Genomic DNA, 25,383 nt, shown 5'->3' on the forward strand with positions numbered 1-25,383 from the left:
TTTAATACCTACCAAACTTCTGTAAACTTTACGTAACTAAAATAATCACCACCATTTCATTTTTTGATGTAGCATTTTACTGTGTAAGCCAATAAAAGATGTATATCTAGCAAGCTATTTAATAGAGTGACACAATAAAACACATATCTATTATTGAAATATATGTATAATCTTCCTATTAATTCATTTTTTATAATAATTTAGTAGCAATCTAAAAAAATATCTCTAAAAAGCTAGAAATTATTTCCTAAACTTGTTAATTCTCTGCTTACTATTTATTATCAGTTAAAGCCCTAATTGATAATAAATATCACTCCCTAACATCAATACATAATTTCATTTCACTATGTTTATAGGACAAACTAAAGATTTACGATTTATCCATTGACTTAGTATAAGATCATGATAAAATTATAATAGATATAAATTAAAACTAATTATAAATAAATGCGAATGGTTATTATTATCAATTAGGGGGGATGGTCATGGGTACAGAATCCAATGTGTTAAACAAAAAAGGACATAATCCTTTACACTTTTTTCAAGAAAATAAACTTTTTAAGAAATTCCTCGAACATATTGAATTAATTGCTGCACTATTTAGTGGACTTCTAATCCTAATCACTTGGTCATTAGAAAGTGTATTATCGCAACCAATGTGGGTGATTTTGCATATCGTTGCTTTTACAATTGGCGGGTATGCTAAGGCGAAAGAAGGTATAACAGAAACGATTCGAACCAAGCAGTTAAATGTAGAGATGTTAATGATTTTTGCTGCAATAGGATCTGTAGCTATTGGTTATTGGACAGAGGGTGCAATATTAATATTTATTTTTGCTCTATCTGGTGCATTAGAAACCTATTCCATGAACAAAAGTAATAAAGCGATCTCTTCTTTAATGGAAATGCAGCCAGAAGAAGCCATTTTACTTGAAGATGGAACAGAAAAAACGGTCCCTGTTTCATCATTAACAATAGGTGATCAAATCCTTGTTCGTGCTGGTGAACGAATCCCAGCTGATGGGGTTATTGTCAAAGGTTCTAGTGCCATTGATGAAAGTGCCATTACTGGCGAATCCATGCCATTAAATAAATATAACAACAATGAAGTATATGCTAGTACAGTAGCCTTAGATGGAACGATAACCGTGAGTATTACCAAGAAACCAACAGAAACACTATTCCAAAAAATTATCGATATGGTTCAATCTGCTCAAGAAGAAAAATCACCATCTCAATTATTTATCGAACGATTTGAATCTACCTATGTAAATGTGGTGTTAATTACAGTTGCTATTATGTTGTTTTTACCATATTTAATATTTGACTGGGCATTATCGGAAAGTATCTATCGTGCATTAGTACTACTTGTGGTGGCATCCCCTTGTGCACTTGTTGCATCGATTACGCCAGCAACATTATCTGCCATCTCCAACGCAGCACGAAAAGGCGTTTTATTTAAAGGTGGTATTCATGTGGAAAATTTAAGCCACATTAACGCTATCGCACTAGATAAAACAGGGACATTAACGAACGGAAAGCCAGAAGTGACAGATGCTTATTTTGCTAACAACGATCATAAAGACTATGTCATGGCTGTTGTAGGAGCAATCGAGAATGAATCCACTCACCCACTTGCACAGGCAATCACTGCCTATAGTGAAAAAGAATTAGATGGAAAGGCAACCATAGAGGTACATGATATGAAAAATGTGAGTGGTAATGGTGTTACTGCTTTTGTAGATGAGAAGAAATGGGAAATCGGTAAACCTGATTTTGTCGGAAAAGCAGAAGCAGAGAACTTTTTGGATGGAGTTGCTTCAAAACTGGCAGCAGAAGGAAAAACCGTTGTCTTTGCTAAAATGGAGGGTACCATTGTTGCTGTTTTTGCACTAAAAGATACAGTCCGAAATTCAACTAAAAAAGCAATTAGCAAATTGAAGAAACATGGTATCCATCCTGTTATGCTAACTGGCGATAATGAATTAACCGCAAAAGCTGTTGCAAAAGAAGCAGGAATTGATGACTATATAGCAAACTGCTTGCCCCAGGAAAAAGTGGAGCATGTTAAAGACTTACGAAAAAAATACGGAAATATCGCCATGGTTGGTGATGGCATTAATGATGCGCCAGCCTTAGCAAGTGCCAATGTTGGTATTGCCATGGGTGAAGGGACAGACGTTGCATTAGAAACAGCTGACATTGTGCTTATGAAAAACAACTTAGAACGCATAACTAATTCTATTACACTATCAAGTCGAATGAACCGTATCGTGAAACAAAATATCGTTTTTTCCTTAAGTGTGATTGTCGTGCTTATTCTAACTAACTATTTACAACTGTTAGACCTTCCATTAGGCGTGATCGGGCACGAAGGAAGTACGATCCTTGTTATTTTGAATGGCTTACGTTTGTTAAAATAGGAGTTGATCGTCTCTTACCATTGGAGAAAAGGAAGACCACATCACGAATAGTATAGTTCATTTGAGTTTCTTAGAATGCCAATTCATATAATACGCCTGGATATGATTTTGTTTTGGTCTAATCCAGGCGTTTTTGTATTTAGGGCTATTTGCATTGAAGACTGCCTGTTTATCGGTTGATTTTCTTTCAATATTTTAGGATAATCTACCGTTACATCCTTTCTATCGGTCAATTCTGTTCAATTAAACGGTTTAATCTGCCGTGACGGTTTATCTATCGGTTGATTCTTCCTTAATATTCCAATACAATCAACCCTTACAACTTGGATGGAATACAATAAACGTCCTCCACTAGAATACAGATATAATTCCGTTTATGATATCCATTACCTAGGAGGCTCTATTCATGAATGAAAATACATATGAGGAATTGCAAGCTAAATATGGGGATACGCTTAAACTGATTATCGGAAAGTAGTTTGTCACGGTAGATGATTTAAACAATTTATCGAATGAGCAACTGCTGGAATTGCTCGTAGATTTAAGCACTAATCACGCCTTTCAAAAAGTGGAAAGGCTTCAAATTCATTTACCAAATCCATTATCAGCAGATGTGGAGGATTTTATAACTAATATGGGATTTCGATTTGAAGATGATGTCACTACCGTCTTGAAAATTCTTAGTGAAGAAAACAGTTCACCTGTGACACCATTCACTCTTCTATCTTTACATAATGTATCAAAGGATGAGTTTATAAAAATTGGCGATCTAACAATGGTCGATGCGTACACTACTTTCCCCTCAAACATGGCACAACTGTTGCAAAACATGAAAGACGAGCTAGGTGTTTCTTATGAACATTCCTGTTTTATCGCCTTCAAGGGAGAAAAAGCCATTGGTGTGGTAATGCCACATATCGAGCCTGACACAGCTGAAGAAGGAAGGATATTTTATATTGGAGTCATTCCACCTGAACGGGGAAATGGATATGGCAAACTGCTCCACCAACACGCATTACACCTATTACAAAATAAATTCAATGCTCGCTTTTATATTGGAACGACGAGTCTGCACAATCTACCAATGATACACGTATTCCAAGATAATGGCTGTACCGAATTAAAACACTATCGGATTTATAAAGCTTAACTCATTCGGAGGGGGTTTTCCGACGTACAGGACGTGACGGTTTTAGCAAGTGAGACTCGACAGGACATGCTAGTACTGGGGCTTTTATGTATTTCCTCCCCATTTTGGTCCTCATTCATACACATAATGTTTTAAATTTCAATATAGGACTATTATTATACAAGAACAAAAAATGACCACCAACTAATTGATGGCCATTCACGTTTTCCTATTTCATCCCGAACACGCTGGAACACATCCCACTTTTCTTACTCTGTACCTTCTGCTTTTGCTGGGTCACCACAAGTATCTAGAAACGTTACTTAATTTCCTTTTTATCTTTATTCAACACTTTCACTTCGTAACGATCATCACCAATAGTTTCTGTTTTTTCATCTGTTTGGATAAACAAATCAATTTCTGATCGAATCTCTTCCGCAATCTGCTTTGCTTCAGAATCATTCCCATCCAAGGATGTTTTCACTTTGATTTGAAGTGGGTAAGGATGGAACGAGTGGGAAAAACCAGTTACAGGGAATTTCTCACCTTCCATTAATGCACGTGCAATATGACTAATGGCACCTGTTTCTTGCCAGCGCTTTTCCTGTTTACGTGCAATCTTCTCTACCTGACGAACATCTAACTTATACTCATCTCCATAAGCCTTTGCCTCTTCTTTCATTATTTCTTTTAACTGTTCCAAACGATTCTCTGATTCAGGAACAATGACATTTACGTATGTACCCTCTACATCATTGATACGAACTTGGATCGGAAACATTAATTCGTATTCTTCTTCTTTCAAGCGTTCTGCTATTGAAGTCCGTAATGCTTCCGTGTCTTGCATATACTGCTGAATTTCTTCTTCCGTTCGTTCGGTTTGAATTTCCTTTTCTTCATAAGGTGCTACCTCCACCTGATAATTGGAGTATCCAGTTTTATCTAGTTGGGTGTAGATTTGATCTGTAATATGTTCACTATTTTCCGCTAATCCAATTAAAAAGAGAGTAATTTCTTTTTCTTGTGTCTCAATTTGAACGTCCCCAATATTCATCTCATTTTTATCGACAACATGATTAATATCGGCTAAAATGCTTTCCATTTCAGCCATTCGTTCATCCTCTTGCTCTATAAAATTGCTAATATATGGGATTTTTGCGATAACTTGTTCCATAGTCGGTGCAAAAAATGTACCACCAAACAACAGCAAAACGATTGCCACCGCCGTTAAGCCACTGTAAACGTATTTTCGTGGTTTCTTTTTCTGAAGAGGTGTGTGAAGACGGTTTAATACCTTTTGCTGGTGATTCTTCGTAAAACGTAGCTGATCGACCTTTTCTGGATAGTTCCATTTATTTTTCAAGAATCATACCTCCTTCAATATGATTTTTTAAACCTTTTCGAGCACGATGAAGTCTCGTTTTAACGGTATTCGGCTTCACCTCTAGAATTTCGGCAATTTCCTGTATGGATAGATCCTCATAATAATAAAGGATAAGTACTTCACGTAGTTTCACAGAAAGGTTCAGGATCTTTTTAAATAAGACGTTATTATCTTCTTTTTTCATTACTTGTGAGACTACAGAATCTTTGATTTGATCATTTTCTTTTCGAACGAACGATGTAGGAATTAAATTTCGAAAAGACCAGCTCCTAACGTAATCTTTACAGTAATTTACTGTAATTCTGTACAACCACGTTTGATAAGAGGATCGATTCTCGAAAGTATCAAGAGATTGATAACATTTAATAAATATTTCTTGAGACAAATCTTCAGCTAACTGCCTCTCTTTTACATATGTATAGGCAACACGAAGCACCATGTCACCGTACTTTTCCATTAGTTTTATTAATATTTCTTGTTTCGATTGCTCATTTTGGTTTTCTCGTTCATCCCGCATAAGAATCCCCCCTTTTTCATTTCTATCTAGTTAGACGAATACCATAATATCTCGGTTCCTTAAAATCTTAAGAATTTCAATGGTTGATTGTCATCTATAATGAAAGTAAACAAAAAAGACCACCACTATTGATGATCTTTTCCCTTATTCGTATTATTCACCTGTTTTGGCGAAGCGTTTGATGCGTTCTCCAATTTCATCTCGAACTCGTTGGAATACTTGCCATTTTTCTTCATCTGTTCCCTCTGCCTTAGCTGGGTCGTCAAATCCCCAATGTTCCCGTTTCACATGCGGAGGTGTCATTGGACAGCGGTCCTTTGCATCACCACAAAGGGTAACAGCTAATGTTGCGTTATTTAATATGTCTGTATCGATCGTCTCTGATACTTGATCAGAGATATTGATATCCACTTCCTTCATTGCTTTCACGGCATTTGGATTTAAGCCATGTGCTTCAATCCCAGCACTTTTCACTTCCCATTCATCGCCAAGGATCTCTTTCGCCCATCCTTCTGCCATTTGGCTTCTACATGAATTTCCTGTACATAGAAAATAAATTGTTTTCTTCGCCATTATTGATTTCCTCCTTTAGAAGGCTCTTTTCGTATAGTTGGTTGCTATTACTCTATATAATGCGACATAAGTGTGTGTTTAACATGCTATACCTCATTCCTTATAAGGTGAGTGCTAAATCAGCACTGCTGGAAAATACTCGCTTTCCACGGGGAACGCTTCAGCCTCCTCGCGAGCAAAGAGCGCTCGCTGTGGGGTCTTCAGACTGTTCCTTTTCCCGTAGGAGTCTCGCATTTTCAGCAGCTTCGAATAGTTTTCTATACAAGTAAAAAGACACTGTAATCGAAAATGTCTATCATTCGCTTCAATCAACTGTCGCATTGTCAATGGTAATGATAAAAATTAGGACAGTTCTACTTAGCGAAGGAAAAACACGAAGACTCCTGCGGTTCGTCGGCTAACATCGGTCACGGCCTGTGACCAACGCGCCGACACTAGAACTTCCTGTTCGTCGCAATGGCCTAGGTGAGACCCCGCAGTGCGAAAGCTCGAGGAGGCTCATCAGCCACCCGCGGTAAAGTAGACACTGTGAAAACGAAAAGTTTGAACAGATGTCGCACTTATGCCCCTGGTGAAAGCGAAGTGTATTTCCGGAACGGTGGGAAACAATCCCTTTAATTATTGCGCAAAATTTATCTACTGTTCATTAAGCATGCATACTTATAAAAGCAACAATCTTTTAGAGAAAAGCCTTTTAAAAAATAACTAATGTAAGATAAAGGCCTACTAATGTAATAAAAAGAATTGGAATGGTTAAGATGATACCTGTTTTAAAATACGTTCCCCAGGATATTTTAACCCCTTTTTGGGATAGTACATGCAGCCATAATAGTGTTGCCAAAGAACCAATTGGTGTAATTTTTGGACCTAAGTCAGATCCGATAACATTTGCATAAATCAATGCTTCACGAATCACACCTGATGTATTTGTTTCCGCAATCGCAATCGCATCAATCATCACAGTAGGCATATTGTTCATGATCGATGACAAAATGGCAGCAATAAATCCCATCGAGACAGTCGCCACAAATAAGCCTTGTTCTGCACTTACTTGAATCACACTAGCTAAAAGGTCGGTCAATCCAGCATTTCGTAATCCGAATACAACGACATACATACCAATGGAGAAAAATACGATATCCCATGGTGCACCTTTAATCACTGCTTTCGTATCGACTACAGCACTATTTCTTCCCATAATGATAAAGAATATCGCAATCATGCCAGCCACAATCGAAACAGGCAAGCTAATGAACTCACTAATAAAATAGCCAACCACTAAAATACCAAGTACATACCAAGAAAGACGGAACATTTTGATATCCTTAATAGCCTTAGCAGGTTCTCGCAATTTAGACATATCATAGTTCCGAGGAATACTTTTTCGGAAATAAATCAATAAAACCGTGATCGTTGCAAATAGGGAGAAGAAGTTTGGAATAATCATTCTTGTCGCATACTCTACAAAGCCAATGGAAAAGAAGTCAGCTGATACAATGTTAACTAAGTTACTGACCACAAATGGCAAAGACGTGGTATCGGCAATAAAACCACTTGCCATAATGAAAGGAAATACCATTTTTTCTTTAAAATTCAAATTGCGAACCATTGCTAACACAATTGGTGTTAAGATAAGCGCTGCACCATCATTTGCAAAAAATGCTGCAACAACAGCACCTAACAAACTAATATAGACAAACATTTTGATTCCGTTACCATTTGCAATTCGTGCCATATGAAGTGCAGCCCATTCAAAGAATCCAATTTCGTCTAGTATTAATGAAATTAGAATAATAGCCACAAATGCTAAAGTGGCATTCCAGACAATCCCTGTTACTTCAATGACATCATTAAACCCGACAACACCTACCATTAATGCGATAATTGCTCCACCACATGCGGACCAACCAATCGATAACCCTTTTGGTTGCCAGATGACTAAGATTAGTGTTACTAAAAATATGATAAATGCTAGTAATACAGATGATGACAATTTCGTTTACCCCCAATTAACAACATGTAATTCGCGCTCCGTTTTTCTCTAATGCTTTTATTTTTTCATCCTGATTTGGTAGTGCAGCTAAAATTTGTTCCACAAATGGATAGTGCTCATTTTGTTGGTTTAGCGAATAAAAAATCCATTGTCCTCTTCGCTCTTCCTGAATAATTCCAACATCTCTTAATTTACGTAAGTGTTGGCTAATAGACGGTTGACTCATATTAAAAATCTCAACAAATTCACAGACACAACATTCATCTGTTTCCAATATTTTAACCATCGTTAAACGTGTTTTATCACCTAACAGTTTCAAAATCATTGCTGCTTTACCAATCCCAACCTGCGTCTTCTCCATTCCATTTCCTCCCCTTTTACATTCCTTGATTAGTATATAACTATATGCTTATATATTCAAGTGAGCTGTTTTAGATTTCTACGTTAAGCATGGAATTGTATTCTAGAGCTGACAAGTGAGCTCTGTTACCTTTTATCAAATTAGGTTGTTGTTTTGGTAACTAACGAGCCGTCTCTGTTACCGTTCCACTTACTTCCTTGCTGATTCGGGCATTGATAAGCTGTCTCTATTCCCTTTTTACGCATTTGGATGGTATTTCCGGAACTGACAAGCGTGCTCTGTTACCTTTTATCGAACTAGGTTGTTGTTTTGGTAACTGATGAGCCGCCTCTGTTACCGTTTCACTTACTTCCTTGCCAATTCAGGAACAGACATTTTATCTTCTCCTCACCACCACATCAATTATTTCGGCCAATTAAGATATCAACATCAACTGTGATTTCTGCTGATTCTTTCTGTAAAAAAGCTTTCTTTTCTTTCTCTGTTGATCTCCAAGTCAGTGGGGTCATTGTCACCAGTGCTTCTAACATTGCTTGATCCAAGTTCTTCGTATAGGTGATTCGAGAGCGGTCTACTAACTGAAATTCCTCTTGAAAACGATCCACGACATCTCGGTTAGAATATTCTTGTTGAGCTGATTCAGCCAAAAATTCACCACGTAATTCTTGTAAATACTTCTGTTGTGGCACCACTTTTACCACAAAACCTTCTTTTGTTAGGAGTCTTCCAAATTCTGCATAGTTTGATGGGGATAAAATATTTAAAATAACGTCAAAATGATTGTCCTTAAAGGGAGTATTCGCAAGATCAGCAACACACCAAATATAATTTGGATAATGTTTGGCAGCAACCAATATTCCTTCTTTAGCTAGATCAATCCCAACACCTGTTACTGATTTATGGGAACGAAGGGCTTCACCTACCGTTACTAAGTGGGACCCTTCTCCACAGCCAGTATCGATTAAGTTCAAATTTTCTTGTGCAACCGTATGCTTCTGAATGATTTTAGTAATCGCTTCTGTTAACGGCGTGAAAAATTCCCCTTCAACGATTACCTTTCTCCTAGCTTCAAATAGTGCTTTATTATACTTCGTTTTCACCTGTTGTGTATATAAATTAATATAACCCTGCTTGGTAAAATCAAATGAATGATGATTAGAGCAGACTAAGCTTTTTAAGTCTGAAACATACATGGATTCCTTACAAATAGGACATTGAAAAATAGACTGCACCTTCTGGACATAGGTTGCACTCGTCACTTTTTTACTTACCTTCGACAAATAACCACCTCTTTCATTTTATTTCTTGGGAAATGTCTATACGTCTAACTCTTTGCCGCTAACTGTTTTAAGTGTCGTAAAAGATATGGGGAGTCACGAAGAACAAATACACTAACTTTCTTTTGAGAACTTGGAAACAAATTATTGAAAGTAATCAGCTCTTGTTTGGATAAGTAATCCAATGCCGCCTCATCGTCATGGAGTGCAACACCTTCTTTATTGCACATTTTAATTAACTGCCATAATGTTCTTTTTTGCCTATTAGGTAAAGCCTTTCTCCCAAGTCTGTTCTTCGTTTGGTGGAATGCTTGTTCGGATATATTGTTCTATTACTTCTTTATTATAAACCATCGAAACACTGCCTCCCATAGCTATCCATAATGTAACACAAACTGGAAAAGGAAAGTAGCAACAGGGTGTTTGTAGTTGGGATTAACTAGAAAAGTCATGCAGGAAATGCGCTAATCGTGCAGGAATCCACAACTATCATGCAACAAGCAAAAAAAGTCGTGCATCAGCCAGGAAAACGCATGCAACAATGCGACAAAATCGTGCGAAACTAACTCCAAGTCATGCAACATCTTGCTAACCACATGCAATAACATACTTTACCTTAAAAAAGAGCTCATCTAATGTATGAGCTCTTTTATAGCTTACAGGCTTATCCACTAATTTTGTAGTGCCACTAAAACAGCTTCTGTCCTACCTGTGACATCTAATTTTCGATAGATAGATGTTAAATGGTTGTTTAATGTTTTAAAGGAAATACTTAATTTCATTGCGATTGAATTTTTTGTATTCCCTTTTACGAGCAATTCAAGAACTTCCCATTCCCGTTTAGATAAAATACCATCAGGACGCTCCTCTTTTGGAAGTGTCAGCTTAATGTATTCATTTAAAAGGAATGATGCTAGATCTGAATGAATGTACTTACTTCCATTTAATAATTTTTTCACAGCGAAGACCATCTCACTAGCTTCCATTTCATCGTAAAAATAACCAGCTGCACGTAGTTTAAATGAATCTCTTAGTTGTTTTTCATCTAATGAATTTGTGATCCAGATGCCAACCTTTATCCCATGCTTTTGACAAAATTGCATCACATCCTCCATATAAATATCGGGATTAGCCTCAACAATTAGAAGATGTGGCAATTTTGAATAGTTAAAGAAAGTGTTATATCGACTAGCATCTATGGATGTCATTGGATAACTATCTCTCATCAAACCAGGCTTTTTCATCAACATGATCCTGCACATATTCTCTCCCCCATTTTGGTCTATCTGTCTTTAATAGGGCTTAACGTCTTGTTGCAAGTCTTTTAACAGATCAATGATTATATTTGTTTTTTCATTTAAGGAAGCAAGTAAGGTATCGCCATCCTCTTTTTCCCCTCGTTTGATCGTTGTTATCACCTGTTCGACGAGATGATGAAATTCCTCATGTGGTTTTTCAATTGCTTGGAAAGATGGTAATGATGCTAATGGCGTACCTTTCATGGATTTGTACCATTTTCCAAATCGACATGCATCTGGTTTAATTTCGTTCAGCTCATCAATAGATTGATAGCCTAGTAATGCATTATAAGACCACCACTGATATAAAGCATGTTCGGTTTGAACAATTCGTATGACTTGTTCAGGCGTTATTTCAGGTATACTATCGATCGTCGCTTTTCGGAGTTCATCCACTTCTGTACTAACCCGGTAAATGGAGTTCCCTGTTTCCTCTGCATGGTATTTAATATTTTCCGTATGTTGATGTGCTTGTCCCATTCGATTGGTAATATCCTGTGTTGCGGATGTTTGTTCTTCCGTAACGGCTGCAATATTGTTGATGGACTTCCCTACTTCTGTGATTTGTTTCGTAATTAAATCCATCATATTAATGGATTCCCTTGCATGGTCAACCCGTTCGTGTAGTGCCTCAGACATTTGTTGTACATCATGTGTAACCTCATGGGAATTCGTTTGTATACCATTAATTGTGGTAGATATTTCGTCTACGGATTTTTTGGTTTGCTCCGCTAGCTTCCGAACTTCTTCGGCTACAACAGCAAATCCTCGCCCTTCTTCCCCTGCGCGTGCTGCTTCAATACTAGCATTTAACGCAAGTAAGTTAGTCTCATCTGCAATGCTTTTAATAAACTCAATCACTTTCGTTGTGCTAGCCATTTGTTCTGTTAAATGATCTACTTTTTCCTTCGTTGTGTTAAATCCTTTTGCTATATCTAAAAAGCCATTAAGTGTTCCCTCAATAACACGCTGTCCTTCCTGTACTTCATCAATCATATTTTCTGCATTTTCCGAGACAGTCACCGCATTTTCGGTAACTTGTTCAATGGAGGCGCTTAATTCCTCTGCTGCTGCACTGACACTCGAGGTTTCATCAATGGTGGAATCCACACTATCCAGTAGTGATTTCATTTTATCGGCACTAATGACATACTCCATCACCGTACTAATATTTTGGAGTAAGTAGTAATCATTAGCCTCCTGTGTAGATCCAATTACAACTAAAGTATCAAACGTAATAATGCGAATTAAGGATAAAATTGTGCTTGTAATTGTATTAGGTGAATAGCGAAACTTCTTCACAATTATTGGAATAAGGTATTCATAAACCCGCATGTATGAACCAATATACCATTCATCGGTTAACCCAATTTGACTATGAATTCGACCAATCTTCTTCCGGTATGCGATATAGTCAGCTGTAAACTTAGGCTTTGATAATTCTTTGAAGTACTGAGTAATCGCTGAAGTATAGCGCTCATAGGTTGAATTTTTTTCCATAATTTCTCTAATTTCAGGGATTCGCATAATCATGCCATAATGTCTGCTGGCAATTTCTTCAGCATGCTCCTCCATTAACGAATCCAATCTTTCCACATTCTCAAAATCTTCTTCCGTAATTTGGAGGAGTTTTAACAACTCATTAATCCGATTACTAACATCATCTATTGTATATGCATGATCACTTAATTCTGGAATGTTTATTTTCTTCCGTGAAATAGCCATTGTCATGATACCGCCACCCATCTGTCTGTATTATGTAAAATATTACCTTATCTACCCTATCTCATCTGGATTTTCTACTATACTATAAATGAAAATAGGGCAATGGAGTGTGACTAACATCACAGGTTGGGCAGATTTCTAAATAATATCAACAGTGTAGCAGAAAGGGATCATTCATCACCATGAGCTATTCATTATGTGATTTAACGTTTCCTCCATGGTAAGTAAACTACTTGCCATCACCATTTAAACTCTTTTATACCACAGCCGGTAAAGCGGAATAACGAGGAGCATAAATCCAACATAAAGTAAAAGTCCGATAACAAAGGATTGGATAGAGGAAAACAATTGATTTCCTAAATACGCATACATGATCATCGCTGGAATTTGTCCTAATGCTGTTGCGGCCACATATTGAATAAATGGCATCGTACTTAAGCCAGAATAAATATTCACAACAGGAGGCGGAATAATTGGGATCATCCGGGTAAATAAAACAGCAATAAAAGCATTTTGACTAATAATTTGATCGAACTTCTTTATTTTAGAAAAGCGCTCAATATAATGTTGAAATTGGTCTACAAAAAAGTAGCGTGCTAGTATAAAAAATATCGTTGCAGCACCAACAGAGCCAGTCCAATTAATGGCTCCACCTATCCAAATGCCATATTTCGCTCCCATTAAGCCAGCAAATACCGTAAATGGCACAATAGGGATGACCCCAAACAGGATAGCTAGAACAAACATAATCGGCAACTGGACTAGGCTACTCTGATTTACCCAGTTCATAATGGGTTCGCGGTTCATATAGGCAATCCATAAAATGACACCGTATATTAACGTTACAAACAGTACACGTTTCACATGGATAACTCCCTACACGATGTTGATTTCGTTCATAGCATTTCCCATTTTGTGAAAATCTTGCTTACCTAGAACATGTATTAGGCATAGATAAGTTTTTTATAATGTTTTATTGCTTATACGGATAGCTGTTTTTTAGTAAATTGGTTTGATTCAAACAGTCAGTATCAAAATCACAGTAGGAGTTTCCACTAATACACTCTTATTTGAAGTTTTACACCATTTGAGTGAGAAACAAGCAAAAAGATTTAACAAACGAATAAAATGATACCCTGTCTTTAAAGGCTAGCGAAAGTAGTCTGGATTTTTGGGATAATGATATTGATGATGAGGTTTGGAATGATGTATAAACAGGGGGATATCGTTCTGCTACCTGTTCCATTCAGTGATTTAACAAATAGAAAGCAACATCCTGTTCTAGTTATTTCAAGCGATAGCTATAATGAAGTGACTAACAATATCGTTGTTGTAGCTGTTACTTCACGATTAAGGGACCTTGATTATTCAGTAGTAATTGAGTCAAAAGATTTAAAAGACGGTGAACTTAAAGTTACATCAGTAATTAGAGCTGACAACGTTTACACATTATCTAAAGATATTGTCAGGAAGAAATTTGGAGAAGTTAATACCAACGTTTTGGAAGCTGATCGAACAAAAATTTATTGAAGGGGAACCCTCATTCCGTTATTTTTGGTTTTCCCCCTCAAAATCCAATTATTTAAGGCCTTTAGCGGAACGAGGATTCATCCCCACCTTAAAAGGACAACTTTTATAGCCAATAGCGGAACCATGAACCACCTCATCCCTTTTCGGCACAGTATTTCCCCATTTAAAAGAACGAGGATCCATATTGCTATACCAGCTATAGATCCCCATCCCTTTTATTAGACACTCATTTTTCCAACTGGCTCGATCCCCATTTCCTCCAGCTTTTCCCATAGTGGAGCCATTGCTTTTTCGCGGTCCATGTAAAATTGACTGCCTCTTACACGCCAGAATGTCCAGCCGACTCGCTCCAAAATACGCTGTCGTTCCATATCTTCCTCCCATTTGTCCAGACCATGCCATTTGTCGCCATCACATTCGACAGCTAAACGGTTACGCATTCCCTCTACGACGAGGTCGATCCGCTTGCCCAGTGTCCCAACTCGCACTTGTGGTATGACATGGTAACCACGTGCAACAATCATACGGAATACGTCTTCTTCAAATGGCGAATCAAATTCTGATCGAGCTTCATCCACGGCTAGTTGCACTCGATGTGGGTTTTGACAGTATTGCAGGAGTTTATACCGGACATCATCTGGGTTTAGCTCATTCAGCTCAACCGTGTGATACAAGAACATTTGATCACGTGCTCTGCTTGCAGCAACATTAAAACGCTGTTGGGCTGATCGTTTCGTCATAGCAGTAAAACGGACATTTGGTGCTGCTACCAAGGATAAAAACATCACATCCCGTTCATCTCCCTGGAAAGAGTAGGCATCCCCGCAAATGATTTGTCGTTCTATCATTTCTTCTTCTCCAATTTTCTCCCGTAACAAATTCTCAATGAGTCTGGCTTGATCATGACCCTGTAAGGAAATAACACCCATTGTTTTTCCATTATAATGATCATCCTGACAGCATTGTGCTATATGGTGGACAATCGCTTCTGCTTCTGGTTCATTAATTACTCTTCTTGTATCTTCCTTTCGATATCCATCCGGAACATGGACAGCTTTCACAGGTGGTTCTAGTACTTCATTCGCAAGTGGAAGACGCAATGGATCGATCATACCGCCGTACATAAAGTCATTACTAAACTGAATAATTTCTGGTACACAACGGAAATGTTCCTTTAAAATAATTTTACTATCAAAAATACGACTTGCGGTATCATATAGACTCGTTTTCATTTCAAATTGTAGTTTATTTGGAATGTTATATAAGTGGCGTTCAATCAATTCATGCACTTCACTTATATCGGTTCCGACACTTTCAGGACTAATCTGATTATCGTCTCCAACAATGACCGCTTTTTCAGCACGGAGTAAAGCACTTAATGAGAACAAAGTGCTTTGGCTGCTTTCATCTACAATGACTACATCAAACTGCTCATTTGTCAGTTCAATATTTTCGATGACCCGATTGATTGGCATAACCCATACAGGAATAGCGCCACGTGCTGTTTTCATTTCTTTACTTGCTTCTTTTCGATACACGTTAGCGTATTTCCCTGTCCCTTTACCGATCCGTTGAATTGCTTTTAGCCATGCAAATAAACTTCGCTTCTGTTCTGTGGTCGTTCGTTCTATTTGTGATTTCCAAGTAGATACAGCGACTAGCTCTTGAATTAAGTCAGACTCTCGTTTCTGTTCGCGGTCATAAGCCGCTTCAAGCTCCTCTAATTTTGGATGTGACTCGATATCTACTAACCATGTTCTAATTTGCGCATATTTCCATACTTGCGGTACATTTTCTGGTGGGTGAACAGTACCTTCTTCTAACTGTTCTACCCACTTTGGTGTAACGTCTCCTAACGTTTCTTTATAGGTGAGATATGTTTGATATTTACCTTCTAACCCTTCTAACCGCAATAATTCCTGATATGTTTCTTTCCAAGCCGCATCATCGCGATGTTGACATGCTTCATAAAGGGTATCAATCGATGGATGTGGATTCACTTGTCGCTTTTGCTCATGCAGGAATACAAATGTATCTTTAAAAAACCGATTTGCTTGCTCCCATGCTTCTTGATTTTGCAAGGCAATGAACCCATCCTGAATCGTCTTATAGGTTTCCGCTTCTGTCCAGTCAGGGTTTGCAAGGGAGGTCGCATTAACCTCTTTGAGCACTTTCTGCAATGGATTTATGACATTAGACTTCCACTGAAGAATCGTGTCCAGTTTTTGTAAATATCCTTTTAGTGTTACCGAAAATCGCCGCTCATTCTCTTCCATTTCTGGTCCTTCTATTTCGGCTACAGATCGATTCCAGCGTAAGACAAGTTTTCGAATCAATTCTGTCCTCTCCAAAAACATCCGAACATGTTCTGCATCTTTTGCATTGCGAATCGAGAGTCCATTAATGGTAATCTGTTCAAAAAGATACGCATACTTCCGTCCAGTTACATTTTGAAATACCCAGCCGACCGATTTATCTTGTTTTAGTCGTTCTTCCACCTTCTTCAAATCTTCTAATACAAGCTTATAATTCAAGGTGGATTCCACTTTAATTTCTTCCTCAATTAGTGCACGCTCTTTATCCTCCAATTCCGCAACACGATCTGCTATTTCATCATACAACTGTTTCCATTGTTGTAATTTATCATCAAACGTAAAAATGTCCTGAAAGATTGTCGAAAGCCATTGGGATTGGGAAATGTCTCGTAATTCATCCAATACATGATCAACAAACGAAATCATTTCTGTTGTATCAAATGTTAAATTTTCTTTTGGACTCCAGCCATTTACCTCATCTTTTGTTTCGTTCATTTCTTTCTCTATCGCCCGAATCTTATCAATGTTTACCTCAAATTGATTTGGAGTTGGTAATAGTTCTGTCTTTGGTCGATGGTTTGATAGTGCCTTTTTATCAGCTGCATCTATCTCTTCAAGAAGTTGAAAATATTCTTTTGTTGCTTCTTCTGTCAATGGAAAAGGGGTTTTTGGCTCAAGGTTATCTGGAATATGATGATATGTTTTGTGTTCCTTGATCCACTTCGCAGCTTCTAACGGAGTAAATTCCTCCCCATCCAATTCTAAAACACTATTTTCCAGCTCAGCTGATCGATTCATTTGCGTATTATATTTAGACATGTTTCTTCTCGTTTGATCAAGCTCAGCTTGTAAGTTCTCAATATTTTTCTCTAATGCTTCTGGCTGCTTGCGGTCCAAATTTTCTGCAATGGTTTTCACGGAATCCTCAATCTCTTTTACCGAACGGGAATCACCACCCAGGACGTTTACGCACAAAGCACGAACCGCTTCAGGGATCTTATCACGTAATACCTCTAATGCACGTTCTTTTTCACTTGTAATGAGTACACGTTTCCCATGTGCTAGTAAATGACATATGAGATTTGCAATGGTATGGGATTTTCCAGTACCAGGAGGTCCTTGAACCAATACCCCTTCATTGGTTGCCAACTTTTTCGCAATCTGCTTTTGCTCATAGTTTGCCGGAAGTGGAAAAAGCAACTCTTCGCCGACCGAATGCCATTTTACATCTAATTCATTCCCGTGTTCGGGGTCGTTAGTCGTTAAGTTCGTGATGGTTTTCGGGATGGGATACCCCTCTTTCATCTTTTCAATTGCATCGGTTAATTCCATGTCCCATAGACGACCACTGTTTTTCCGTAAAAAAATGGCTGGCTTATGCTGGATGAGTGGGTCAGATGGAATTTTTTTCACCGTATCGTCTTCCTGATAGGTTCCTTTAGGACTAATGGTATGGACGATTTCCTTATATAAGGAAGCGATGCCTTCTTGATCCCATAACGATAATTCCATTCCATCTACTTCTGATTCCATCTCATACAGTCGAGAAGCATTTGGAATAGCAATATTTTGAAACATGTCTGCTTCCATATCAACGCCTTTTGAAGTTGGGAGTAAATAGAAGATACCTTTCTGGGCATTAAATTGTAGTTCCATGTTGGTTACTAGCATATGCCGTTGGATCTTCTCCCCTTCGATATGCCAGCTTAGAAGACCATGGCCCCAGTTTAGCTCCAGTTCATCCCCTTCCCGCTGCAGTCGCTGGTATAACGAAAATAATTCATCATATATATGCTGAATCTTCCGTTTTGGGGATGCTTCTAATGACCATGGTTTCCACTCTTCCCGAAACCATTGTTCATAAACCTCAGTACGTTCTGGCGTATCTTCAAACATTTCAATCAGAACCTCACCAGTATCTGAATCTATTCCTTTTTCAATTTGAGGAATAGGTGATGGCTCCTGATCTGGGTCATCCCATTTCTCCAGCCATTGATCCAACATACGCGGGATTGCTGGTGGAGGTTTTATCGTTTGTTTATGTACTTCTAGCCAGGCTTCTTCCATTTGACCGTTTCCACCTAAATAGCAGCCTTCTACATTTGGAATATCGGATTGCCACCATACCTTTTCATAATCCCGAACATTTCGAATAACCTGCTCATTTAGCTGTTTAACAGCTAATAAGTATTCAAATAACTGCGTAACTTTCGTTGAGTCGATTAAAGCCAAACCAAACCCCTCCCTGACGAAATTCCTACCTTTATTTTAGCATAATAGACCAAATATTATGATAAGCAAGCAATCAATTGCCATTAATCTAATTTCCATAATTGTTTTTTCTAGGATTGCCACAAAACCTTGATAAAAACACGTATACACTCGTTCTTAGCTTATAAAGACGTAATGCTCAATCCACTATCTAGTGAATGGTATGTTTGCCAAATAAAGAAAAGACCTGATATCTCTATCAGATCAATGTACGCGTTGTATTTTTCCCATCTTCTTTTGTTTGAGATAATGCATTGTCTGCTTTCTTTAAGATGGTTTCTTTTGTCGTTGGTTGATTCGCAAAGGTGAGACCAATGCTAGTTGTCACATCTAAAGACACCTCGTTAAAAACCCATGGAGTTTGCATTTCCGTTAAAGTGTTTGTTCAAAAAGGAGGATAAAAAGACCGAGTCGGCTAAGGTCGCAACGTCCTGTACGTCGGAAGTTCGAGGCGGCGAAGCTCCCGGCAGCGGAGCGTATGCAATTAATACGTGAGTACAAGGAATGCTCACTAGAATCTACATCGCACGCAGGAAAAGTGTAATTCTTTTCCAAGGAGCTAAAAAAGCAAGCCAACGAAGAAATTAGATGTGTCATTTTTACCAGACTTTTTGAACATCCTCTTAAAATACCTTGTGCCACATGAAGAGCTTCTTCTCATGTATGGCCGAATTTAGCAGGATTACAAACTAATCGCCCCCTAATCGTGCAACCATATCTTCTTTTCTAATTTGCTTTTTCGAATAAGAGCGTCTCGAGGAAGATGTATAATAGGAGTCCTCATAGGTAACGACTTGTAAACACTCGATTACTTTTTCATACTGTCTTTGTAATTCTGGTCGCAAATTTAGCATCATACACATTTTGAAAAGACCTTCCAATTACCTCCTCTCTTAAGCCCGTTCCTTTTTTTGCAGCATTATTTAAATAGGCATAGGTAAATACATTCTCATTTATAACGTTCACGACAAAAACCATGTCTTGGATCCCATCCATTAAGACATGGTCAAAAGAAAGAAAATGATCTTGATTCTTTCATAATGCTTCTTCCTTTACCAATAAGATAAACATCTATTCACCCATTTCTGAGTAATTTTCAAGTTCTGTTTTTTTCAACCGTTGATACATCATAATTAACACATCAAGTTCTTCACTACATTGTAATGTTTCCTGACTACCCACCCCATAAGAATTGGCCACTTGAAACAGTTCCTTTCGTTTCTGGTGGATGCTGGATTGAATCTCTTCCTTTGTTTGGTAACGCAATGTCTTTAACTCTCCTTTAACATCATGCCCTGTTCATAGCAATACTTCATAAGCAACTCGTCCTATATACTCTACTATTTCTAACTAATTAACTTCATTATTAAACGAATTTATTACACTTTGTAATATTTGTAATAAAAATGCAATATTATGGTAGAATTTGCTTCGTTTAGGAATATAGGTTTTATTTACCAAACGAACTTTATCCTTATATAAAGCTATTCCTAAATATCGGCGTTGTTAAACATATAATTAATTATAGTAATTCTGTAAAATATTGGATGATACAAGCAAAGTGGTTATCATTGTTTGAAAAGGGATATATCTGAGGTGAAAATGCTAGGTTTTTGAATTTGTATTAGTCCTTTGTTCGTGGTCGAACTTCTAGTATGATTGAACTAGTAATAATTTTATTACTTTAAAATATTACATCACACACAAGTATAATTTATACCAAATAAATGGTTATTTTGCAAGGTTTTTGTCGAACTTTTTAGAAGAATGATAGATAGGAGAAATCATGTACCATATAAGGATGGGAGTAGATCAACTAAATCTTATTTTTCATTCGGTTTTTTTATGCGGAAATGTGGGCTGGCTCAAGTCATGCATGATATGGCTTCAGTCATGCAACAATCTCTTTTACTCATGCAAGATACTCCTCAACTCATGCGTTACTCTTTCACATTCGTGCAAGATACGTATTAAAGCATGATACTCCATTCTCTCAGTCCTATAGACTTCTATTTTTCACTATTTACAGTAATTTTAACGTGTTCACCATTTTGTCTTTTCTTCTTGATAAAAACTGCACAAATTGCCATTACTATTATCTATGAAAGAAAGATAATTTCCTTAAAAAGGAATGGAGGGTTTTATAATGAAGAAAAGTTTACTAGCAACTCTATTTTTAGGTCTCGTATTGTTCCTTGCTGCATGTGGTGGCGATGATACAAGTGAGGCAAGTACATCAGATGATGCACAAGCAGATAATGAGATTGAAATTGTCGCATCAAACTGGGATTTTGATCAAGAAGAATATACAGTTAATGCTGGTGAAACAACAGATATACAATTAACTATCGATGAAGGTGCACACGGTATTTCTATCGACGAGTTAGATCTAAACATAGATGGCGAAGGATCTGCAACCATTACTCCAGAAGAACCAGGGGAATACACAATCTACTGTAACCTACCTTGTGGGGAAGGTCATGACGAAATGACTGCAACATTAATTGTACAATAATATATATGAAGAGAATTTTAACAAGCAGGGGAATTCGCACTTCCCTTGCTTTTTTTATTAGGTATCAATAAGCAATCCTGCAAATAGGAAAGAAATTTTCACAAAAAATGCATGAATCCTGCACAAAATTCCTTCATACTGATGGTATCTTTTTCTTGGAGGAGATCTTTTATGCGGAAAATACTAATCGGAAGTGGCATTATCATCGTTCTTGCTTTATTGATTACCATCAGTTCTGGACTTTTTACAAATACAAACGAAGTAGAAAGTGACAAGACTACCAGTGATATTGGATTAACACAAACAGAAGTAGAAGAAGGATTAAATTTGCAGGAAAATGGTGCAGATGGAACGTACGTTGTTAATTTAATTGCTGGCGCCTTTGACGGAGATGTAGAAGGTGTCGTTCTTTCAGACACTGACTGTGAGGCTGATGAAGAAGGCATTAGCCGTTGTCACAATGATATCGAGTTAGAGGATGAAACAATTTCTATTGTAAATCCACATAATATGCAAAAAAACCGTTGTTTACGTCCTGGTGAAACTGTTCGCTTAGCTAAGAATGAAGATGGGAAAGTAACAGTTGAATTACTAGAAAGCTAATGTTCACGGAACGATCTCGCCATGAATCGTTCCGTTACTACTTTTGAAAAACTACAAAAATGATTACTGTTTGCTATTCATAGGGTTGACCCACTTATACCCTACACCCCATACTGTTTTAAAATAATCATCTATCGGAAAACCAGCCTGCCGAACTTTATCACGAATATTGCGTACGTGGGAGTCCACCGTTCGACCGCCTGTTGCGGACTCAAATCCCCAAATTAAGTCAATTAGCTTTTCTCGTTCAAATACTTGTTCCGGATGTTTGATCAGATAACCAATCATCGTAAATTCTTTTGGCGTTAATTTAATTGGTTGTTTTTTGTAAGTTAGCTCAAACTTTGATTCATCCCAGGTTAATCCATCTATTTCAATAACATTAGATGGTGTTCTTCTTCGTAATAATGCTTCCATTCTCGCTATTAGCTCATCCTCGTTAAAAGGCTTTGTAATATAATCATCGGCTCCGAGTTTTAACCCCTTTATGACGTCTTCCTTCTCTTCCCGAGCTGTCACCATGATAATCGGAACATCTGATAGCTTCCTTATCTCCTGGCAAAGCTCCCAACCATCCATTTCTGGCATCATAATATCCAATAGTACAAGATCATATGTCTCTTTTTCGATATAGGATAGGGCTTCTTTTGCACCAAGTGCTTTTGTACATGTATAATGTTGTGGCCTTAAATACAACGCAATTAAATCTAACATCCGTTTTTCATCATCCACAATAAGAACTTTAGACATTCGAATCTCCCCTTTTTTTCAATGAAATGATTACACTCGTTCCCTCTCCACGTTTACTTTGAATATCAATTGTACCACCATGCGCTTCGATAATTTCGTTAGCAATCGCTAGACCTAATCCAGAACCACCCCGCTCTCTTGAACGAGATTTTTCCACCCGATAAAACCGATCAAATAATTGGGGGAGATCTTCTTTTGGTATCCCTTCACCCTGATCTGTAATAACGAGCTGTACGTCCTCTTCTGTTTCTATTACAGCCAAGGTAACTTGTGTCCCGGCCGAGGCATATTTGCGCGCATTATCCAATATATTCAATAACACCTGCTGAAATCGTCCTGGATCAGCATAAATGATTGTGTCATCAGGACAGGAATAGACAAAGGTAACATTTTCTGCTTCAAATGCTAGCTTTATCCGTTCTGCTAATGATGCGAGAAACTGCGTTAACACCATATTTTCACGATCTATCGTAAATTTATTTTGATCCATTTTGGCGAGGTCAAATAACTGTTTAATCAATCCATTTAAGTGTTCGGTCTCTTCTCGAATAATGGTCAAATATTCAGTTCGTTCTTCTTCTGTCACATCAGCACGACTTGCAATATCTGCATACCCCTTCATATATGTTAACGGAGTCCGAAGCTCATGAGAAATACTCGCTAGAAATTCGGTCCGCTCCCTTTTCAGCCGAGAGAGATCCTTGGACAAGGTTGTGATCGAATGAGTTAGTTCACCAAGTTCATCTCTACGGTGTGTATGTAGTTCTACCGGCTTTTTACCATCACTTAATTGTTCTGTCGCTTCTTTTAAACGAATGATTGGTATTGTAATAAATCGTGACAGAATAAAAATCGTAATGATGGTTGCAGCAATAGTGATGATTCCAGCAACAAGAAATTGATCTCCTAGTTGATCCACAATTTTTTGCACATAACTTGTTGGCGCAAACATAAATACATGTCCATGATGCTTTCCTTCAATCATAACAGGACTGCTGGCGACAATGTATTGTTTCTCTGTCCAGCGACTTTCTACAATTTCTCCGTCTGGCGATACGGAGTCAACATCTGTGTTTGCTATAACTATTTCCATTTCTTGTTCTATTGGGTCTGAATGAATTAATATATTTCCCGAAGCGTCGGCAATGACCACAACAAAGTCAGAAGCCGATTCCATTAATCCTACATGTTCTAATGTTTGACTTTCAAATTGGTCTTCCAAAACCTCTCGATGAGTATTGCTTCGTGCCAATAAATCATCCATGACTTCTTCAATCCGATTATTCGCTAAATTAATATATAAAATAAAGAATAATACCGATTCAATTATTAAAATAAAGATAAAAAATAACAAGCCAATTTTCATGGAGAGTTTATTAAACATATACTTCCCTCATTACGTCGATTACGTTGGTGTAGCTACCCCTTGTTGTGCTCCTGTTTAGGATAGCATCACTTAACGAAAACACCAAATAAGAAACTTGTGTAATTGGATATAGGATCATGATTGTTTTCTTCAATCCTTTAAGATCGTTTTTAGTCGTACATATTCTTCTTCATCTATTTCACCTTTTGCTAATCGTTCTTTTAAAATAGCTTCAGGATTTTGTTTACGGTCACCATTAACATATTTTGCAATCAAATAAAATCCTATTACTAATAATCCAATCCAAAAAACCACCATCAAAATCATTGGCCATATGGATCCATGCCCGTACATAAAATGCATTACAAACACCTCTTATTGTTAGTTTGGATTAAACTATACAGGAAAAATATCAAAAAAATATGCAGACTAATAGAGACAAACTTATTCAGTTGGGGTTTTCTTTCATCCCTCACTTATACTGCTTTGTTTCTCGAAGTCTTGAAGTAGGGGGCTTACTCCCTGTTAACACACGATAAAAAAACTGACGTATCCCTTATTGGAAATACGCCAGATGCTGCTTTTTAGCCGCGCTCACGTTTGTTTCTTTTTCCATTAATATTTAGAAATTCACTTTCCTCTGCAATTTCTTCATTGTGACGATTGCGTTTTGGTGCTGTGTCATACTTAATTACATTTCGTTGTTTTCCCTTATCTTTATTACGATTTTTGTTTTGTTCAGACATCTTATAAACCTCCTCGATATTGGTTTATCAAAGGTTAGTTTGTCCAGATTTAGTCATGTTATTGGATTTAATCTGGTTTATTAATTTTTGACAATGAGCCTTTTCTTGCATATAAGATGTATTATGCGCAATAGTTTTAACATGTTTCCTTACATCCTTTATAGGATGAGTGGTCAACCATCGCAGCGGAAAACACTCGCTTTCACCATGGGCACAAGGGCAACATCTGTTCAAACTCCCAACGGTCGTTTTCACAGTGTTTTCTTTCCCTCGGGGAACGCTTCAGCCTCCTCATAGAAAAACGTAAGCGCCTTGGTCACACCCGATTAGAAAACTTGGCTTGTCGCCAAGCGGCGAAAGCCTTAGTTGCACTTATGCAGTAAGAAAATTTTTTCTTATCTGCCAAGCTTAAGCCAAGCCTCAGTGTGGCGCTTTTTGCCACAAAGAGGATTGACTTAAGACCTCGAGGGTGTAGGCGCTGGCCGATGAATACGCCACGTCCTGTGGCTTCATCGGCACTAGGACGTCCTGTCCGTCGAAGTTAGACATCGCGAGCAAAAAGCGCTCGCTGTGGGGTCTTCAGACTGTTCCTTTTCCCGTAGGAGTC

22 protein-coding genes are annotated in these 25,383 nt (G+C 37.7%); 5 read left to right on the plus strand and 17 right to left on the minus strand.

Going from position 1 to position 25,383, the window contains the following annotated elements; translation table 11 throughout:
• Nucleotides 1-485: 485 nt before the first annotated feature.
• Entirely contained in the window at nucleotides 486-2,423 is a 1,938-nt protein-coding gene (locus tag GHC26_RS06465) for a heavy metal translocating P-type ATPase (RefSeq protein ID WP_163970440.1), read from the plus strand.
• A 634-nt stretch (nucleotides 2,424-3,057) separates the two neighbouring features.
• Complete coding sequence (locus tag GHC26_RS06470) at nucleotides 3,058-3,573, plus strand: GNAT family N-acetyltransferase (RefSeq protein ID WP_163970441.1); 516 nt, start codon at nucleotides 3,058-3,060, stop codon at nucleotides 3,571-3,573.
• A 298-nt stretch (nucleotides 3,574-3,871) separates the two neighbouring features.
• On the opposite strand, the gene GHC26_RS06475 is transcribed toward GHC26_RS06470, so the two are convergent.
• The 10 genes from GHC26_RS06475 to GHC26_RS06520 all read right to left on the minus strand — a co-directional run bounded on the left by GHC26_RS06475 (nucleotide 3,872) and on the right by GHC26_RS06520 (nucleotide 13,544).
• Nucleotides 3,872-4,915 carry a DUF4030 domain-containing protein gene (locus tag GHC26_RS06475; RefSeq protein WP_163970442.1) on the minus strand — a complete coding sequence of 348 codons (1,044 nt, stop codon included), beginning with the start codon at nucleotides 4,913-4,915 and terminating at the stop codon, nucleotides 3,872-3,874.
• Nucleotides 4,905-5,453, minus strand: a complete 549-nt coding sequence (locus tag GHC26_RS06480; protein ID WP_163970443.1) for a sigma-70 family RNA polymerase sigma factor — start codon at nucleotides 5,451-5,453, stop codon at nucleotides 4,905-4,907. Before GHC26_RS06480 ends, GHC26_RS06475 begins: the two co-directional genes overlap by 11 nt.
• Before the next feature lie 153 nt (nucleotides 5,454-5,606).
• Entirely contained in the window at nucleotides 5,607-6,026 is a 420-nt protein-coding gene (gene arsC, locus GHC26_RS06485) for an arsenate reductase (thioredoxin) (RefSeq protein ID WP_163970444.1), read from the minus strand.
• A gap of 694 nt (nucleotides 6,027-6,720) precedes the next feature.
• On the minus strand, nucleotides 6,721-8,019 hold the full coding sequence (locus tag GHC26_RS06490) for an arsenic transporter (protein ID WP_163970445.1): 1,299 nt from the start codon (nucleotides 8,017-8,019) through the stop codon (nucleotides 6,721-6,723).
• 16 nt (nucleotides 8,020-8,035) lie between these two features.
• Nucleotides 8,036-8,380, minus strand: coding sequence for an ArsR/SmtB family transcription factor (locus tag GHC26_RS06495; RefSeq protein WP_163970446.1), 345 nt, complete (start codon nucleotides 8,378-8,380; stop codon nucleotides 8,036-8,038).
• Nucleotides 8,381-8,778: 398 nt separating this feature from the next.
• Entirely contained in the window at nucleotides 8,779-9,660 is an 882-nt protein-coding gene (locus GHC26_RS06500) for a putative RNA methyltransferase (RefSeq protein ID WP_226376875.1), read from the minus strand.
• A 44-nt stretch (nucleotides 9,661-9,704) separates the two neighbouring features.
• Nucleotides 9,705-9,887, minus strand: a complete 183-nt coding sequence (locus tag GHC26_RS06505; protein ID WP_163970447.1) for a hypothetical protein — start codon at nucleotides 9,885-9,887, stop codon at nucleotides 9,705-9,707.
• A 441-nt stretch (nucleotides 9,888-10,328) separates the two neighbouring features.
• Nucleotides 10,329-10,919 carry a response regulator transcription factor gene (locus GHC26_RS06510; RefSeq protein WP_163970448.1) on the minus strand — a complete coding sequence of 197 codons (591 nt, stop codon included), beginning with the start codon at nucleotides 10,917-10,919 and terminating at the stop codon, nucleotides 10,329-10,331.
• 30 nt (nucleotides 10,920-10,949) lie between these two features.
• A complete protein-coding gene (locus GHC26_RS06515) occupies nucleotides 10,950-12,686 on the minus strand; it encodes a methyl-accepting chemotaxis protein (protein ID WP_163970449.1) in 1,737 nt (578 codons plus the stop codon).
• Nucleotides 12,687-12,926: 240 nt separating this feature from the next.
• Nucleotides 12,927-13,544, minus strand: coding sequence for a TVP38/TMEM64 family protein (locus tag GHC26_RS06520; protein WP_163970450.1), 618 nt, complete (start codon nucleotides 13,542-13,544; stop codon nucleotides 12,927-12,929).
• Between the two features lie 339 nt (nucleotides 13,545-13,883).
• Here GHC26_RS06520 and GHC26_RS06525 point away from each other — a divergent pair, with 339 nt between their 5' ends.
• Nucleotides 13,884-14,210, plus strand: coding sequence for a type II toxin-antitoxin system PemK/MazF family toxin (locus tag GHC26_RS06525; RefSeq protein WP_226376876.1), 327 nt, complete (start codon nucleotides 13,884-13,886; stop codon nucleotides 14,208-14,210).
• Nucleotides 14,211-14,428: 218 nt separating this feature from the next.
• Here the strand turns inward: GHC26_RS06525 and GHC26_RS06530 are convergent, their stop codons facing one another.
• From GHC26_RS06530 to GHC26_RS06540, 3 genes are all read right to left on the minus strand, one after another.
• Nucleotides 14,429-18,757 carry an AAA domain-containing protein gene (locus GHC26_RS06530; RefSeq protein WP_163970451.1) on the minus strand — a complete coding sequence of 1,443 codons (4,329 nt, stop codon included), beginning with the start codon at nucleotides 18,755-18,757 and terminating at the stop codon, nucleotides 14,429-14,431.
• Between the two features lie 238 nt (nucleotides 18,758-18,995).
• Complete coding sequence (locus GHC26_RS06535) at nucleotides 18,996-19,163, minus strand: diguanylate cyclase domain-containing protein (RefSeq protein ID WP_226376877.1); 168 nt, start codon at nucleotides 19,161-19,163, stop codon at nucleotides 18,996-18,998.
• 704 nt (nucleotides 19,164-19,867) lie between these two features.
• Nucleotides 19,868-20,062, minus strand: coding sequence for an aspartyl-phosphate phosphatase Spo0E family protein (locus tag GHC26_RS06540; protein ID WP_226376878.1), 195 nt, complete (start codon nucleotides 20,060-20,062; stop codon nucleotides 19,868-19,870).
• A gap of 880 nt (nucleotides 20,063-20,942) precedes the next feature.
• Between GHC26_RS06540 and GHC26_RS06545 the strand changes: the two genes are divergently transcribed.
• Nucleotides 20,943-21,311 carry a cupredoxin domain-containing protein gene (locus tag GHC26_RS06545; protein WP_163970453.1) on the plus strand — a complete coding sequence of 123 codons (369 nt, stop codon included), beginning with the start codon at nucleotides 20,943-20,945 and terminating at the stop codon, nucleotides 21,309-21,311.
• Nucleotides 21,312-21,482: 171 nt separating this feature from the next.
• Nucleotides 21,483-21,914 (plus strand): hypothetical protein, encoded by a 432-nt coding sequence (locus GHC26_RS06550; RefSeq protein ID WP_163970454.1) that lies wholly within the window; start codon nucleotides 21,483-21,485, stop codon nucleotides 21,912-21,914.
• Nucleotides 21,915-21,977: 63 nt separating this feature from the next.
• Here the strand turns inward: GHC26_RS06550 and GHC26_RS06555 are convergent, their stop codons facing one another.
• The 4 genes from GHC26_RS06555 to GHC26_RS06570 all read right to left on the minus strand — a co-directional run bounded on the left by GHC26_RS06555 (nucleotide 21,978) and on the right by GHC26_RS06570 (nucleotide 24,776).
• The gene (locus GHC26_RS06555) at nucleotides 21,978-22,664 is read right to left on the minus strand and encodes a response regulator transcription factor (protein ID WP_163970455.1); all 687 of its coding nucleotides are present in this window, start codon (nucleotides 22,662-22,664) and stop codon (nucleotides 21,978-21,980) included.
• Nucleotides 22,657-24,048 carry a sensor histidine kinase gene (locus tag GHC26_RS06560; protein WP_163970456.1) on the minus strand — a complete coding sequence of 464 codons (1,392 nt, stop codon included), beginning with the start codon at nucleotides 24,046-24,048 and terminating at the stop codon, nucleotides 22,657-22,659. The genes GHC26_RS06555 and GHC26_RS06560 overlap by 8 nt, the downstream gene beginning before the upstream one ends.
• 132 nt (nucleotides 24,049-24,180) lie before the next feature.
• Nucleotides 24,181-24,393, minus strand: coding sequence for an SHOCT domain-containing protein (locus tag GHC26_RS06565; protein ID WP_163970457.1), 213 nt, complete (start codon nucleotides 24,391-24,393; stop codon nucleotides 24,181-24,183).
• A 221-nt stretch (nucleotides 24,394-24,614) separates the two neighbouring features.
• Nucleotides 24,615-24,776, minus strand: a complete 162-nt coding sequence (locus GHC26_RS06570) for a hypothetical protein (RefSeq protein WP_163970458.1) — start codon at nucleotides 24,774-24,776, stop codon at nucleotides 24,615-24,617.
• Nucleotides 24,777-25,383 lie beyond the last annotated feature (607 nt).

Source organism: Oceanobacillus halotolerans (assembly GCF_010993955.1).
Classification (GTDB): domain Bacteria; phylum Bacillota; class Bacilli; order Bacillales; family Amphibacillaceae; genus Oceanibacillus_A; species Oceanibacillus_A halotolerans.